The organism is Methylibium sp., assembly GCF_031393925.1.
Lineage (GTDB): Bacteria > Pseudomonadota > Gammaproteobacteria > Burkholderiales > Burkholderiaceae_C > Methylibium.
Genome location: NZ_JANMWL010000226.1, coordinates 1 through 14,765, shown reverse-complemented (window position 1 = coordinate 14,765; position 14,765 = coordinate 1). Strand labels below are relative to the sequence as shown.

14 protein-coding genes are annotated in these 14,765 nt (G+C 66.5%); 2 read left to right on the top strand and 12 right to left on the bottom strand.

All coding sequences use genetic code 11. From position 1 onward, the window contains the following. Window positions 1-404 precede the first annotated feature (404 nt). From RMO12_RS11855 to RMO12_RS11820, 8 genes are all read right to left on the bottom strand, one after another. On the bottom strand, window positions 405-2,768 hold the full coding sequence (locus RMO12_RS11855; RefSeq protein ID WP_309639448.1) for a phosphoketolase family protein: 2,364 nt from the start codon (window positions 2,766-2,768) through the stop codon (window positions 405-407). 24 nt (window positions 2,769-2,792) lie between these two features. Continuing rightward, window positions 2,793-4,466 (bottom strand): phosphoglucomutase (alpha-D-glucose-1,6-bisphosphate-dependent), encoded by a 1,674-nt coding sequence (gene pgm / locus RMO12_RS11850; RefSeq protein ID WP_309639447.1) that lies wholly within the window; start codon window positions 4,464-4,466, stop codon window positions 2,793-2,795. A 32-nt stretch (window positions 4,467-4,498) separates the two neighbouring features. Next, window positions 4,499-5,593 (bottom strand): transaldolase, encoded by a 1,095-nt coding sequence (tal, locus tag RMO12_RS11845; protein ID WP_309639446.1) that lies wholly within the window; start codon window positions 5,591-5,593, stop codon window positions 4,499-4,501. An 88-nt stretch (window positions 5,594-5,681) separates the two neighbouring features. Continuing rightward, on the bottom strand, window positions 5,682-6,710 hold the full coding sequence (gene gnd / locus RMO12_RS11840) for a phosphogluconate dehydrogenase (NAD(+)-dependent, decarboxylating) (protein ID WP_309625376.1): 1,029 nt from the start codon (window positions 6,708-6,710) through the stop codon (window positions 5,682-5,684). A gap of 28 nt (window positions 6,711-6,738) precedes the next feature. After that, the gene (locus RMO12_RS11835; RefSeq protein WP_309639445.1) at window positions 6,739-7,197 is read right to left on the bottom strand and encodes a DUF302 domain-containing protein; all 459 of its coding nucleotides are present in this window, start codon (window positions 7,195-7,197) and stop codon (window positions 6,739-6,741) included. Between the two features lie 10 nt (window positions 7,198-7,207). Next, window positions 7,208-7,651 carry a hypothetical protein gene (locus RMO12_RS11830; RefSeq protein ID WP_309639444.1) on the bottom strand — a complete coding sequence of 148 codons (444 nt, stop codon included), beginning with the start codon at window positions 7,649-7,651 and terminating at the stop codon, window positions 7,208-7,210. A 177-nt stretch (window positions 7,652-7,828) separates the two neighbouring features. After that, window positions 7,829-8,113 (bottom strand): DUF1971 domain-containing protein, encoded by a 285-nt coding sequence (locus RMO12_RS11825; protein WP_309639443.1) that lies wholly within the window; start codon window positions 8,111-8,113, stop codon window positions 7,829-7,831. Window position 8,114: 1 nt separating this feature from the next. Then, the gene (locus RMO12_RS11820) at window positions 8,115-8,834 is read right to left on the bottom strand and encodes an alternative oxidase (protein WP_309639451.1); all 720 of its coding nucleotides are present in this window, start codon (window positions 8,832-8,834) and stop codon (window positions 8,115-8,117) included. A gap of 297 nt (window positions 8,835-9,131) precedes the next feature. Here RMO12_RS11820 and RMO12_RS11815 point away from each other — a divergent pair, with 297 nt between their 5' ends. Both RMO12_RS11815 and RMO12_RS11810 read left to right on the top strand, forming a co-directional pair. Further along, on the top strand, window positions 9,132-9,533 hold the full coding sequence (locus tag RMO12_RS11815; protein ID WP_309639442.1) for a hypothetical protein: 402 nt from the start codon (window positions 9,132-9,134) through the stop codon (window positions 9,531-9,533). A 39-nt stretch (window positions 9,534-9,572) separates the two neighbouring features. After that, complete coding sequence (locus RMO12_RS11810; RefSeq protein WP_309639441.1) at window positions 9,573-10,745, top strand: NnrS family protein; 1,173 nt, start codon at window positions 9,573-9,575, stop codon at window positions 10,743-10,745. 125 nt (window positions 10,746-10,870) lie between these two features. Here the strand turns inward: RMO12_RS11810 and RMO12_RS11805 are convergent, their stop codons facing one another. The 4 genes from RMO12_RS11805 to RMO12_RS11790 all read right to left on the bottom strand — a co-directional run bounded on the left by RMO12_RS11805 (window position 10,871) and on the right by RMO12_RS11790 (window position 14,474). After that, a complete protein-coding gene (locus RMO12_RS11805) occupies window positions 10,871-11,635 on the bottom strand; it encodes a metallophosphoesterase (protein WP_309639440.1) in 765 nt (254 codons plus the stop codon). A 120-nt stretch (window positions 11,636-11,755) separates the two neighbouring features. Next, window positions 11,756-13,078: a hypothetical protein gene (locus tag RMO12_RS11800; RefSeq protein ID WP_405029670.1), complete on the bottom strand. Its 1,323-nt coding sequence runs from the start codon at window positions 13,076-13,078 to the stop codon at window positions 11,756-11,758. 46 nt (window positions 13,079-13,124) lie between these two features. Further along, on the bottom strand, window positions 13,125-13,934 hold the full coding sequence (locus RMO12_RS11795) for a creatininase family protein (protein WP_309639439.1): 810 nt from the start codon (window positions 13,932-13,934) through the stop codon (window positions 13,125-13,127). Window positions 13,935-14,141: 207 nt separating this feature from the next. Then, on the bottom strand, window positions 14,142-14,474 hold the full coding sequence (locus RMO12_RS11790) for a cupin domain-containing protein (RefSeq protein WP_309639449.1): 333 nt from the start codon (window positions 14,472-14,474) through the stop codon (window positions 14,142-14,144). Window positions 14,475-14,765: the final 291 nt, after the last annotated feature.

The window sequence follows — 14,765 nt, the reverse complement described above, 5'->3', positions numbered from 1 at the left end:
GCGTCGGTCTTTGCAACGTTGAAGACCACGGGTGTTTGAAAAGGCGCGTCCGGGCAGGCGGCAGCGCGCTTTCGAGGCGCTGAGGAGCACAGGGTTCGTGGCCGCGCGCAGCGCGTCGTCATCTGACTCGTCGCGCTTGTTTGAACGCAGCGAACGCAGTGAGCGCAGTGAGTTGCGCGACGGGCCACGAGCCCGAGCACCGCAGGGCAGTCGGAGCAAAGCGCAGACCGCCTCGACGAAGCGCTGCCGCCTGCCCGGACGCGCCTTTGCGTCCCTCAATCCACCCCTTGCCCTTGCCCTTGCCCTTGCCCTTGCCCTTGCCCTTGCCCGCACGCCGTACGCCGAAAATTGCCGACGGCCCAGTTGCAGACTGCCTTTCCTATTCGAATGAAGGCGAATCCGCATCAAAGCGTCCAGCGCCAGTCGCGAACCTCCGGCATGTCGTCGCCGTGCTCGCCGATGTAGAGCTTGTGACGTTGCATCGTCGCCCAGTAGCGCGCCGTCGCCTCCTCGACCTGACCCGCCAGCCTTGGAATTCGCCGGATGGCGTCGAAGGCGAGTTGATAGCGGTCGAGGTTGTTCAACACGACCATGTCGAAGGGCGTGGTGGTGGTGCCCTCTTCCTTGTAGCCGCGCACGTGAATGTTGTCGTGATTGCGGCGCCGGTAGGTCAGCTTGTGGATCAGCGCGGGGTAGCCATGAAAGGCGAAGATCACCGGCTTGCTGGTCGTGAACAGTTCGTCGAACTCATGATCTCCCAGGCCGTGGGGATGCTCCGACCGAGGCTGCAACACCATCAGGTCGACCACGTTGACGACGCGCACGCGAACGTCGGGAACATAGGTGCGCAGCAAGGTCACGGCAGCGAGCGTCTCGAGGGTCGGCACATCGCCGGCACAGGCCATCACGACGTCGGGGTCGCCCGCATCGTTGCTCGCCCATTGCCACGTGCCCGCGCCCGCGGTGCAGTGGCGCACGGCCGAGTCCATGTCCAGCCACTGGAACGAAGGCTGCTTGCCGGCAATGATCAGGTTGACGTAATTGCGGCTGCGCAAACAGTGATCCGCGACCGACAGCAGGCAGTTGGCGTCGGGCGGCAGATAAATGCGCACGACATCGGCTTTCTTGCTCGCGACGTGATCGATGAAGCCGGGGTCCTGATGGGAAAAGCCGTTGTGATCCTGCCGCCAGACATGCGAGGTGAGCAGGTAATTCAGCGATGCGATCGGCTCGCGCCAGGGAATCTGGTTGCATACCTTGAGCCATTTGGCGTGCTGGTTCATCATTGAATCGATGATGTGGATGAAGGCCTCGTAGCAAGAAAATAAACCATGGCGTCCGCTGAGGAGGTAGCCCTCGAGCCAGCCTTCACACAGGTGCTCGCTCAGCACTTCCATCACGCGGCCGTTGGCGCTGAGGTGGTCGTCGCCCTCCTCCAGGTCAGCCATCCACTGCTTGCCGGAGACTTCAAAGACGGCTTCCAATCGGTTCGACGCGGTCTCGTCCGGGCCGAAGATGCGGAAGTTGTTCATCCCCAGGTTGAGCTTCATCACGTCGCGCAGAAACTTGCCCAGCACTCGCGTCGCTTCCGCTTCGACGCCGCCGGGCTCGGGCACCGACACGGCGTAGTCATGGAAGCGCGGCATGGCCAGCGGCTGCAACAAAGCCCCGCCGTTGGCGTGCGGGTTGGAGCCCATGCGGCGACGACCGGTCGGCGCGAGCGCAGCCAACTCATCGAGAAACTTGCCGCGCTCGTCGAACAACTCCTCGGGCCGGTAACTCCTGAGCCAGTCTTCGAGTTGCTGCAAATGCTCGGGCGTCTTGAAGTCCGCGATCGGCACTTGATGCGAACGCCAGCTGCCTTCGACCGCCTTGCCGTCGACGAACTTCGGTCCCGTCCAACCCTTGGGTGTGCGCAAGACGATCATCGGCCAGCGTGGGCGCCTTGGAGTTTGCGACTCGCCGAGAGCCCGCGCCTCACGCTGAATTTGATCGATCTGCGCCAGCACCGCATCCAGCGTGCCGGCGAGCGCCTGATGTACCAGCGCGGGGTCGTCGCCCTCGACGAAATGCGGCTCGTGGCCGTAGCCGCGCAACAGGTCGGTCAGCTCCTGGCGGCTGATGCGCGCCAGCACCGTCGGGTTGGCGATCTTGAAGCCATTGAGGTGCAGGATCGGCAGCACCGCACCGTCACGCGCAGGATTCAGGAACTTGTTGGAGTGCCAGCTCGCGGCCAGCGCACCGGTTTCTGCCTCGCCGTCGCCGACGATGCAGGCGACGATCAGGTCAGGGTTGTCGAATGCCGCTCCATAGGCGTGGGCCAATGAATAACCCAGTTCCCCACCTTCATGAATGGAGCCGGGAACTTCCGGCGAGACGTGACTGGGAACTCCGTGCGGCCATGAGAACTGGCGAAAGAGCCGCCGCAGGCCGTTGCGGTTGCGCTCGATCGCCGGGTAGTGCTCGGTGTACGACCCTTCCAGATACGTGTGCGCCACGATGCCCGGCCCGCCGTGGCCGGGGCCGATCACGACCATCATGTTCAGGTCGTTCTCCTTGATCAGCCGGTTCAGGTGGAGATAGATGAGGTTCAAACCCGGTGTCGTGCCCCAATGGCCCAGCAGCCGGGGCTTGACGTGCTCGAGCGTGAGCTTTTGTTCGAGCAAGGGATTGTCTTGCAGGTAGATTTGCCCGACCGAAAGGTAATTGGCCGCGCGCCAATAGGCGTTCATCTGCTGCAAGGTCTCGGGTGTCAGGGGATCAGACATCGGGGTCTCCGGGATCAATGACTTTCAAGATAAAGACGCGGGCGAGATCGCCGCGTCGACCATCGCCTGCGCCTCTTGCAGGATGCGCTGCAGGTGCTCGAGACCGTTGAAGCTCTCGGCGTAAATCTTGTAGATGTTTTCGGTACCGGAGGGCCGCGCAGCGAACCAGCCATTGGCGGCGATGAGCTTGATGCCGCCGATGGGCGCGCCATTGCCTGGCGCGTGACTCAGGATGCTCTCGACCTTTTCTCCGGCCAGTTCGTTCGAGGCAAACCGTTGTGGCGACAGTGCCGCCAACTGCTGCTTCTGCTGTGCGGTCGCAGGCGCCTCCACCCTGTCGGCCACCGGGTTGCCGAACTCGTTCGCCAGGTCCGCATAGAGCTGGCCGGGGTCGCGGCCGGTGCGTCCGGTGATTTCGGCCGAGAGCAGCGCGGCCGCGATGCCGTCCTTGTCGGTCGTCCAGACCGACCCGTCGCGGCGCAGGAAGCTTGCACCTGCACTTTCTTCGCCTGCGAAGCCGAGGGCACCGCTGTGCAGACCGGCGGCGAACCACTTGAAACCGACGGGCACCTCGACGAGTTGGCGGCCGAGCCTGGACGTCAGCCGGTCGATCAACCGGCTGCTGACGATGGTCTTGCCAACGGCAGCCTGTCGCCCCCAATCCGGGCGGTGTTGGAACAGGTAGTCGATGGCCACCGCCAGGTAATGGTCAGGCGCCAGCAAGCCGCCACCCGGTGTGACGATGCCGTGACGGTCGTGATCGGTGTCGCAGGCGAAGGCGATGTCGAAGCGGCTCTTGATGTCGACCAGCCCTTGCATGGCGTACTTAGAGGACGGGTCCATGCGGATTCTTCCGTCCCAGTCGAGCGGCATGAAGCCGAAGGTCGGATCGACGAGTTCATTGATGATGCTCAGGTCGAGACGGTAGCGTTCCGCGATGGCCGCCCAGTAATGGACTCCAGCGCCGCCCAGCGGGTCGACACCCATGCGAAGCTTCGCGTTGCGGATCACGTCCATGTCGATCACGTTGCCGAGATCGCCGACGTAGGCGTTCAAAAAATCGTGGCGATGCGTCGTCGCCGCTTGCAGGGCTTTCGCGTGCGGGATGCGCTTCACGCCTTCGAGGCGCGCTTGGAGCATGCGATTGGCCTCGGCTTCGATCCAGCTCGTGACTTGCTGGCCAGCCGGGCCGCCGTGGGGCGGGTTGTATTTGAAGCCGCCATCGCGCGGCGGATTGTGTGAAGGCGTCACCACGATGCCGTCAGCGAGGCCGGTGTCATTTGAATGATCGCGACCGCGGTTGTGGCCAAGGATCGCGTGCGAGACCGCCGGCGTTGGCGTGTATTCGTCGCTCGATGCCAGCATCACATCGACGCCATTGGCAGCCAGCACTTCGAGCGCGCTGGCGCACGCGGGCGGCGACAGCGCATGCGTGTCGATGCCGAGGAAGAGCGGCCCGGCGATGCCATTGGCTCTGCGGTAATTGCAGATCGCCTGCGTGATCGCCAGCACATGCCATTCGTTGAACGAGCGGTCGAGCGCCGACCCGCGGTGCCCCGAGGTGCCGAAGGCGACGCGCTGTGCCGCGACCGTCGGGTCGGGCACTTCCGAGTGATATGCACTGACGAGCTTCGCCACGTCGATGAGCATTGATGCCGTCGCCGGCTTGCCCGCAAGAGGGCTGATCAGGGTCGTCATGGTGCGGCGGCCGGGCGCGCTTGCCGACTCGGTCATGCCGATCGCGCCCTTGCTGCTTGCGAACTCTTTTCCAGAATGCGCGCCATCAGCCCGCGCCAGGACTTGGCGAACGCCTGAACGCCTTCTCGCTGCAGTTGCGCGGCGAGCGCCTCACCGTCGACGCCTTCGCGTTTGAATTGCTCGAGTACGGCCTGCGCATCGCCACCATCGGCGGGCAAGCTCGCGCCAACCTTGCCATGGTCGGCAAAGGCAAGCAGCGTCTTCTCCGGAATCGTGTCGATCGTCTCCGCCGCCGCGAGGGCTTGGACGTAGAGCGTGTCGGGTGCGGCGGGGTCTTTGGTACCGGTGCTGGCCCAGAGCAGGCGCTGCGGGCGGGCTCCGGTGGCAGCGAGCCTGTGCCAGCGTTCGGACGCGAGCAAATCGCGATAGGCCTTGTAGGTTCGCATCGCAATCGCGATGCCGAGGCGATTGTGGAGTTGCGGCTGCAGGTGCTCCTTCATCGCGACGTCCCACCGGCTGACGAACAGCGAAGCGACCGATTCGACTTTCGGGTCCAGACCTGCTTTGATGCGTCGCTCGATGCCGCGCAGATACGCCTCGGCCGCCGCCACATAGTGCTCATGCGAGAACAGCAAGGTGACGTTGATCGGCACGCCATCGAAGATCGACTGCTCGATGGCCGCAATGCCTTGCGGCGTGCCGGGGATCTTGATGAAAAGGTTGGGGCGCGCGGCGCGCGCATGCAACTGCGCAGCGGTCTTGATGGTGTTGGCCGTGTCACTGGCGAGCAGCGGCGAGACTTCCAGCGAAACCCAGCCATCAACTCCTGCGCTTGCATCGAAGATCGGCCGGAACAGGTCGGCGGCCTGCGTCAGGTCTTCCAGCGCGAGCTCGAAGAAGATGTCCTCACTCGACAAGCCGCGAGCGACCAGCGTTTGGATCGCGTCGTCGTAGAGGCTGCCGCTGCCGATTGCATGCTCGAAGATCGTCGGGTTGGAGGTCAGGCCGGTGACCGAGAGATCGGCGATGTAGCGCGCCAAGCGACCGCTCACCAGCAGTTCACGGGTGAGGTTGTCGAGCCAAAGGCGCTGCCCCAGTTCGTGGAGCTTGCGGGTGTTGACGTTCATCATTTCTCCTTCGATGCGAGCGCGTCGCGGCCCGTCGAGGCCAAGCCCAAGTCCACGTCGAGCAGGAACACGACGTCTTGCGGTGATGTCATGACGCGGGCTTCTCGAGGTGGCCGCCGAACTCGTGCCGCATCGCCGACAGGACTCGGTTGGAAAAATCGGCATTGCCGCGCGACGTGAAGCGCTCGAACAGTGCGGCACTCAGAACCGGCACCGGCACCCCTTCGTCGATGGCCGCCTGGATCGTCCAGCGGCCTTCGCCCGAATCCGACACGTGGCCGCCGTATTGCGCGAGTTCGGGGTCCTCGAGCAAGGCCGAGGCGGTCAGGTCGAGCAGCCAGGAGCCGATCACGCTGCCGCGGCGCCACACCTCGGTGATCTCGGGCAGGTTCATCTCGAATTGATAGCACCCGGGGTCGCGCAGCGGCGTGGTCTCGGCGTCGTGCTCAGCCTCGTGCGGTTGATCGCGCTTGCCCACGTTGGCATGGCGCAGGATGTTCAAACCTTCCGCGTAGGCCGCCATCACTCCGTATTCAATGCCGTTGTGGACCATCTTGACGAAGTGCCCTGCCCCATGCGGTCCACAGTGCAGGAAGCCCTCGTCGGCACTGCCTGTGCCGCGCTTTCGGCCGGGAGTCCGCGTTGCAGCCGCGACGCCTGGGGCCAACGCGGAGAAGATCGGCCGCAGGTGCTCGAAAACGTCGGCTTCGCCGCCGATCATCAGGCAGTAGCCTCGCTCCAAGCCGGCCATGCCGCCGCTGGTTCCGACGTCGAGGTAGTGAATGCCTCGCGCCCGCAATTCGGCTCCACGCCGCATGTCGTCGCGGTAGTACGAATTGCCGCCATCGACCAGGGTGTCACCGCCGTCCAACAGCGGCACGAGCTCGCCGAGCGCGCGGTCGACGACCGCCGCCGGCACCATCAGCCAGATCGCGCGCGGCTTGGTCATGCGCGCAACCATCTCCTGCAGCGAGGCGGCCCCGACGGCACCGTCTTTGCGCAGTGCTGAAACGGCCGACGGCTGCACGTCATGGACGACGCACTCGTGACCATGCTTCAACAGCCGCCGAACCATGCTGGCACCCATCCGACCCAATCCGATCATGCCGAGCTGCATTGGGCCTCTCCGTCGATGTGCGGCTCCTTCAAGACCGGGCGGGACCGGCGGGCCGGCCGGCGAGCGTCGAGCGCACCCGTTCGAGCCTCTCGCGGACCTCGTGCGCGACGCGGCCGACCTCGGGGTCGCTGGTCATTTGCAGCACGGCAACCGGGTCCATGAAGCCGACGACGAGATGGCCATCGGCCTCCTCGCGCACGACCACATTGCACGGCAGCAGCAGCCCGATGTCCGGCTCGGCGCTCAGCGCGCGGTGGGCCAGCGGCGGATTGCAGGCGCCGAGGATTCGATAAGGCCGCCCCTCGATGCCGAGCTTGGCCTTCATGGTCGCCTGAACGTCGATCTCGGTGAGGATGCCGAAGCCCTCGGTCTTGAGCGCCTCGGTCACGCTGGCGACGGCCTGCGCGAAGTTGCGCTCCTGCAGGACGCAGTGAAAGCCGTAGTTGGAAGCCGCAGGCGGGGGCGCAATTTCTGGGGGGTGGGTCATGACTTTCTCCTCACTGCTTGGTCGGCGCCGCGGGCAGACGATCCATCATCATCTGCATCGTGGCCTGCATCATTTCCATGCGCTTTTCCATCATCTGATGGTGCGCAGCCATGTCGTCCTTCATGCTCCCCGTGCCGCCCATGCCTGCGGAGGACATGCCGTTCATCATGGTCATGCCTTCCTGCATGGTCTTCATGTGCTCGGCCATCAGGGCATTGCGCTCATCGGGCGTCTTGGCGGCCACCATCTTGTCGTGCATCTGCCGCATCGCCTTCATCTGGGTGTCCATGCGCGCCATGTCGGGGCTGGACTTGCCCGGCATGGCCTTGGCAGCCGGGGCAGAGGCCGCAGCTGCGGGGTGATGGCCAGCATTCGGATCGTGCTGGGCGGCCCAGCTCGGTGCGCCGGTGGTGGCGATGACGATCGCGAGCGGGACAGAGTGAACGAATTTCATGCGGACTCCTGATCTGCGTGGTTGAAGGGGATGCTGTGCGATCGCTGCGACGCGCAAGCGGCGCAGGCGTGTCGCGCGTCGCTGACGAGTGCGAATGGCTCATGCTAAGCAGGCATCGCGCCGAAGTATTGATCTCCGTCAAACGACGGCGCATCGAACATCGAGTCGGGAGGGCCGTCAAGCCTTGGGCAGTCGTTCGTAGAACTCGACCTGCATGCGCATCGCGCCGATCGGCTCCACCAGGTGCGGCTGATCCGGCAGCAGCAGTCCGGGCGAACCACGCGAAAGGATCTTCGTCTGCGGCGGGTCCATGAAGGAGAGCTGCACCTGCGCCTCCAGCATGCGGATGACGCCCCAGACGCCTGGCTCGGTGCGACGCTCGCGGCGCAGGGCCGCCGGCAGCGTGGCCTGGTCGAACACCGGCGTCGAGTGAGAGGGCTCGGATGCGGAGCTGCGCTTCATGTCATGCGTCGATGCGGAGCGTGTCGGCGTGCGGCGGGTAGGGCGCCGCATGTACGCGATCGACCGGCTCACCGGCCAGCTTGCTGGCGTAGCCATGGTTCAGGTCGCGGTGGTGCGCTTCATCGGCACGCACCACGAGCACGACATCGTGCAGGGTCGCGTAGGCCGGCAGCCCCCAGTAGTGCTTGGCGATGTCGGGGGCCGGCACATTGGGCGAGCGGCCCTCGTCGATCTCTTGCAGGTAGAGCGTGTAGCTGAGCACCGCCTCTTCCTCGAAGTAACCAACGACGCGGTGCGCCGTGCGCGACGACACGAGGTAGAGCAGGAAGAAGCCGACATAGAAGATCCATTGCGCGAGCAGGATCACCAGCCGCTCAAAGGCGGTGGGCTTGGCGATCGCGACGAAGGTCATCAAGTGCATGCGCTCGTTCTCGGCCTCCTCCATCAAGGTGCGGATCCAGCCTTCGTCGTCGACCATGCGGCGCAGGCATTTGAGGTGCGTGAGCGTTCCGCCCACCATGCCGGGAACGGCGGCCACCGTTTCGAGCACGATCGCCCGGTGGCCGTAGCGCTTGGCGAAGAAGGTGTCGGCCAAGAAGCGCAGCAGTTTGGTGAAGCCGAGCGCGAAGCGGTCGGAAAAGCCGTTCGGGTCGTGATGGACCTGCGGCTCGGCGTCCCGCTGTTCGGCGCGAGCGGATCGGGCGGGCTTGCTGTCCTGCATCAAGAGGTTTCTCGTCGTTCGCTTTGAAATGTCGGTTGCGTTCGGGGCAAGGTCATCGCCTGGGTTGCCCCGCGTCGACGCCCGATCAAACGATGCGCCTTTGGCGACCTCGCGTCTGTACGCTGGCGCACGCAGCAAGCTCGCGTCCTTATCACCCGGACGTGCCGCACCGTGCGCTGCCGCACAGACCGCAGGGCGTGGCGCGATTAACTTGGGAGGCAACGCGCCGCATCGGTGACGTCGGCTTCGGTCTGCGCTGGCTCGGGTGTTCGACCGGCTTTTCACACGGAGACCTCCATGGCACTGGACCACGCCCAACCCGGCCAAGTCATCGACCTCGAGCCGCTGGGCGCCGCCTTGCGCGCGTCTCTGAGCCACGCCATCCTCAAGACCCGCACGCTGGAGCTGATGCGCGTGGTGTTGCGCGCCGGGGAGGCCTTGCCGCCGCACCACATCCACGGCGAGATGACCTTGTTGTGCATCGAGGGTGCGGCCGAGATCGACCTCGGCGCATCGACGTGCCAACTGCGTGCGCGCCAGCTCGTCTTGCTGCCGGCGAGAGTGCAGTACGCCGTGCGGGCGTTGCAAGACACGTCCTTGCTGCTGACCATCCGACTGCCGGCCGGCCGTGGTGCGCGGCGCTGCGTTGTCGACGACCCGAAGTTCGCGACGGCATCCGCGTCGATGAAGGCAGCGTGAAAGACGCATCCGGGATGGCCAAGGTGATCGGCGCCCGGGATGCCTGAGCAAGCCACCGTGCCAGCGCAGACGCCCGCGCTCTGGCGCAACGGCTTTCGCCCCTTCTATCTGCTGGCCAGCGTGTTCGCCGCGCTGTCGGTCGCGCTATGGGCGCTGCAACTGGCCGGCGTGCTGGTCCGCCCTTACCTCGCGGGCGCGTTGTGGCATGCGCATGAGTTGCTGTTCGGCTTCACGCTCGCGGTGGTGGTGGGCTTCCTGTTCACGGCCGGGCGCAATTGGTCAAATCGCCCCACGCCGAGCGGCCTGAGCCTCGCAGCGTTCGCCGCGCTGTGGGTGGCCGCGCGCGTGCTCGTGCTCACGCCCTTCGGCTGGGCCGCGGCGCTGGTCAACACGGCCTTTCCGCTGGCCGCCGCGGTGGCGCTCGCGATTCCCTTCCTGGCCGCGCGCAACCGGCGCAACTACTTCTTCGTCGCCATGCTCGTGCTGATTGCCGCCGCCGTGCTGGCGGTTCACCTGGCGCAGCTTGAGGTGATCGCGCTGCCCGCCTGGCTGGGCATCCAGGTCGCGCTCGACGCGGTGCTGCTCATCATGACGGTGATGGCCGGCCGCGTGATCCCGATGTTCACCAACAACGGCATTGCGGGCGCCAACGCGACGCTGCGACCCTGGCTCGAGAAGGCGGCCCTCGGCTCGGTGCTGGTCCTGCTGCTGGCCGACACGCTGCAGCTCGGCGGTTTAGCGCTCGCGCTGGTGCTCGCGCTCGGCTCGGCCGTCCACCTGGTGCGCTGGTGGCTCTGGCAGCCATGGAAGACGCTGCGCACGCCGCTGGTGTGGGTGCTGCACGCCGCTTATCTGTGGATTCCCGTGTACCTGGCGCTGCGCGGAGCCGCCGCGCTGGGCCTGGTCGCCGCGTCCGTCGCTACCCACGCGCTGACGGTGGGCGCCATCGGCGGCCTCGTCATCGGCATGATGACGCGCACCGCGCGCGGCCACACCGGCCGGCCGCTGCTGGCCGACCGTGCCGATGTCGCCTGCTACGTGCTGGTGCTCGCGGCTGCCGTCGTGCGCGTCGCCGTGCCGCTGGCAGCCCCCGCGGCGACCCTGCACGCCGTGCTCGGCTCGGCCGCACTGTGGTCGGCCGGCTTCGGCCTGTACGCGCTGCGCTACTGGCCGGTGCTGAGCCGAGCGCGCGTGGACGGCAAGGCGGGCTGAGGCGATGCTCCTCCTGACAGCACGACGCCAAGGCGCTCGCTGCCACGAAGTGCGACCGAATCAACGGCTCGACGAGGTCGACGTGGAAAGCACGCGACGCGTTCCCGCGGGAAATGCCCGCGGCCCTAAGCCACGTCGACGATGAACTCCGCATCGAAGCGCGGGTTCTCATTCGTGCCGGCCTTGACATAGCCGCGCGGGTTGCAGACGACGCGCGTGCCACCCAGGTCGTAGTCGAAGCTGTCGTGCGTGTGCCCATGGATCCACAGCTGCGCGCGCTCGGCGCCGGCAAGGTGTGCGGCATCAGAGACAAAGCAGGCATTGATCGGCGAGCCGGCAAAGCGAGCATGGATGCTTTGGCGCGACGGCGCGTGATGGGTGATCACCACCGTCGGCCCGGCATGCGGTGCGGCGAGCCGGCGATCCAGCCAGTGGGCGTGGCGCTCGAACAGCGCCGCCGAATCGTCGGGCGTGAACAGCGCACTCGTCGCATCGCCCATGCGGATGCGGCTGAAGTCACGCATCAGGCGCTGCGCTTGCTCGACCGCCTGCGCCCTGCCCTCAGCCTCGCCGAACAGCTTGAAGTCGGTCCACAGCGTCGTGCCCAGGAAGCGCACGCCGCCGATGACGATCTCGCCGTCGTCGAGCACATGGACGTGGGTGCCCAGGCACAGTCGCTTCAGTTCATCTGCGGTGCCCTCGATGCTGCCGCCGTAGAACTCGTGGTTGCCGAGCACGTAGAGCACCGGCTTGTCGAAGCCCAGGGCCCATGCCGCGGCCTCCCGCGGGCGCGCGATGTCGCCCGCCAGCACCACCACATCGGCGTCGGTGCTCGGCCGCTCCATCGCGCCGACGCCCAGGTGCAGATCGGACAGGATGTTGAGCTTCATGGAAGGCAGCCCGCGCGACCTACGCCGCGAGGCGCAACGCTCAGCGCCCGCCGGGCCGCCCCAAGGGCGCTGAACGCCCCCTCGGTGGGCAGCGAACAAGGTGAGCGTGGGAGCTTCATCTCAGCGCAGGTTGCCGGTATGCCCCAGCGAATAGCGCCCGGGCTGCGGCCACACCGTCAGGCCGTGCGGCTCGTGCCCGACCTTGACCTGGTCCACCGCGCCGGTGTCGGTGTCGAAGCGGTAGACCACGTCGTCGTAGCGGCCCGAGAGCCACAGGTACTTGCCGTCGGCGCTGACGTTGCCCATGTCGGGGCTGCCGCCGCCGGCAATCGGCCAGTCTTTGGTGACCTTGCCGGTGGCGAAATCGATCACCGACACGCTGCCCTTGCCATGCGGCTTGCCACGGATCTGGTTGCTGCCGCGGTTGGCCACGTACAGGCTCTTGCCGTCGCGGCTCGGGTAGAGCCCGTGCGTGCCCACGCCGGTGGGCAGAAAGCCGGTCTGCATGAAGCTCTCGCCGTCGACCACGTGCACGCCGTCGGCCATCATGTCGGCCACGTAGTAGGTGCTGCCGTCGGGCGAGATGCGCACGTCTTGCGGCATGCCGGGCGTGGTGCAGATCTCGGCGCCGAGCTGCGAGGGGTCGGGCACGTACTTGGGTTTTTTGCCTGATTTGTCGATCACGGCCAGGGCCTCGGGCCGGTTGAAGTATTTGCTCAGGCGCAAGGTGCCCAGCACCTTGCGCTCCACCAGGTCGATCTTGGTGATGGCGCCGTTGAACTCGCAGGTGAACAGCGCCGTCCTGCCGTCGATGGAGAAGTCGGCATGGTTGATGCCGGCGCACTTGGGCGTGTCGATGGAATAGGCCAGCTGCATCGTGACCGGGTCACGGAAGTCCAGCCGCTTGTAGGCCTCGGCCACCACGATGGCGTACTTGCCGTCGGGCGACCAGTACATGTTGTACGGGTCGTCGACGGGGATCGCCTTGCCCGGCTTGGCGGTCAGCGGGTCGATCGGGGTCAAGCTGCCGTCGGTGCGGCCTTCGGCATTGTTGGCCACCCAGAGCAGCTTCAAGTCCCACGACGGCACCACATGCTGCGGGTTCACGCCGACCTTGAAGGTGTGCGTGATCTTCAAGGTGGCCGGGTCGATCACCGACACGGTGTTGTCGCTGCGGTTGGGCACATAGACACGCTCCAGCGCCCCGGCCACCGCCGCGCTCAGCTTGCCGACCGCGATCTCGCTGTAGAGGTTGTGCGGGTCCACCACGCCGGGCATGCCCGGCACCGTGCGCACGGGAGCGGGTTGTGCCGCTCGAGCGGCTTGGGCCGGCGCCGCGGGCCTGGGCGCCGAAGGGGCCGCACCCTGGGCGGTGACCCACAGCGTGGCGGTGGCCAGCGCGCCGAAGGTGAGGCCGGCAAAGAGAGCGTGTCGTGAACGCATGGTGAATTCCAAAATCGAGATCGGGACGTGACGAAATGAAGCGCGCTCAGCGCCGGGCGGCGATGGCGCTGCGGATGGCCGCGACGCTGTGCGTGACGATCAGGTCGACGCCCAATTTTCCCAGTTCGGCGCTGGCGGCCCGCGGGTCGCCCGAGACACCCGCCGCGGTGCCCGCGCGCGGCAGTTGATCAGATCGCACCCCGCTCGCATCGACGGCCATCAGCAGCGAGGTATCGGCCGCGCCGGCGTGGGTGCCGATCTGCGCCTCGGTCAGGCCCTTGGCACGCAGTGCCTGGATGTAGGGCGCCTGGGCGGCGCGGTAGTAGTCGGCGATGAAATGGGCGCGCGCCGGCGTGGCGGCCCAATCGCGATTCAGGCGCGCCGCCACCGCCGCGAGCAGGTGCTGATAGCTGCCGTGGTCGCCGACCAGCACCACGTCGCGAAAGCCGTGCTGCGCGAAGCTGCGCGCCGCCGCATCGAGCACGCTCTTGAAAGTCTCTTCGGGGATGGAGATCGTGCCGGCGAAGCGCATGTGTTCGGTGGGCGGCGCGATGCGACCCTCGGGCACATAGGACAGCACCGGCGCCACCAGCGCATTGCCGAGCGCCGCGGCAATGCGCCCGGCAAGCACATGCGCGCGCGTGTTGTGCTTGCCCAGGGCCATGTGCGGCCCGTTTTGCTCGGTGCCACCCACCGGGATGAGGATGGTGGTGCGTTGGGCGCTCAGGGCGTCGCGCACTTCGGTGGTCGTCAGCTCCTCGAGATAGACGCTGGTGGAAGCCGCCCACGCAACCGGGCTGCACATCGCCAACGTGAGCGCGAACGAAGAGGCGAGCAAGGTGTGTCGACGGCGCATGTTCACGTCAGTGGCGCCGCCGTGCTTGGCGCGACCCGCGACGCAGTAAACGCTGCCGGGGTGCGGGAGTCTTGCTCCCTCGCCCTGGGAAAGGGTTGGTGGCGAGGCGGGGCTTTGGAGCCGTATGCGGCGAGCCCGACAAGCTGCATCGGCTTGCAAGCCGATGCGCGCACTGCAAGCCTTGTCGTTGCGGTAAGACGCTTCATCTCATGGGGCCGGCGTGGCGAGCGGCTTACCCTTCTCGACGACGTACACGGCCAGCAGGCGGACCGTTGCATCACCCGCGTTGTGCGCGTCATGGACGACGCCGGCCGGGATCACGAGCGCCTCGCCGGCCTTGACGACCCGTGGCGGCTGTCCGTCGATCAGCAATTCAACCTGGCCTTCGAGCACGTAGCTGATCTCGTCGCCGGGATGCGTGTGCCGCCCGGCACGGGCACCGGGAGCCACCTCGACGCGCGCCACCACGGCCTCGCGTCCGGCAACCGAGATGTCCACCTTGGTCAGCAGCGTGCGCGTGAGACCGCTGTTCTGCGCCATCAGCACGCCGGCAGCGATCGAGAGAGCAATGCCGACCAGCAAAAGCCGTGGCGTGGTGTTCATGTCCGATCCTTTCGGGTGTGGGGCAGCGTGCGCGAAGTATCGATCCTGTTGAACCCGCTCGCCTCCTGGAACGCCATGCTCCTGACCTGGTTGCGCCCCGCGCACTTGGCCTCGTAGAGCGTCCGGCGACCACCAGCGCACCGGCCGCGTCGGCGTCGTGCAGCCTTGGGTTCGGGCCTTGGCCGTCACGAGGGTGTCCCCATCCGCGACGAGATGCAGCACGCCCAG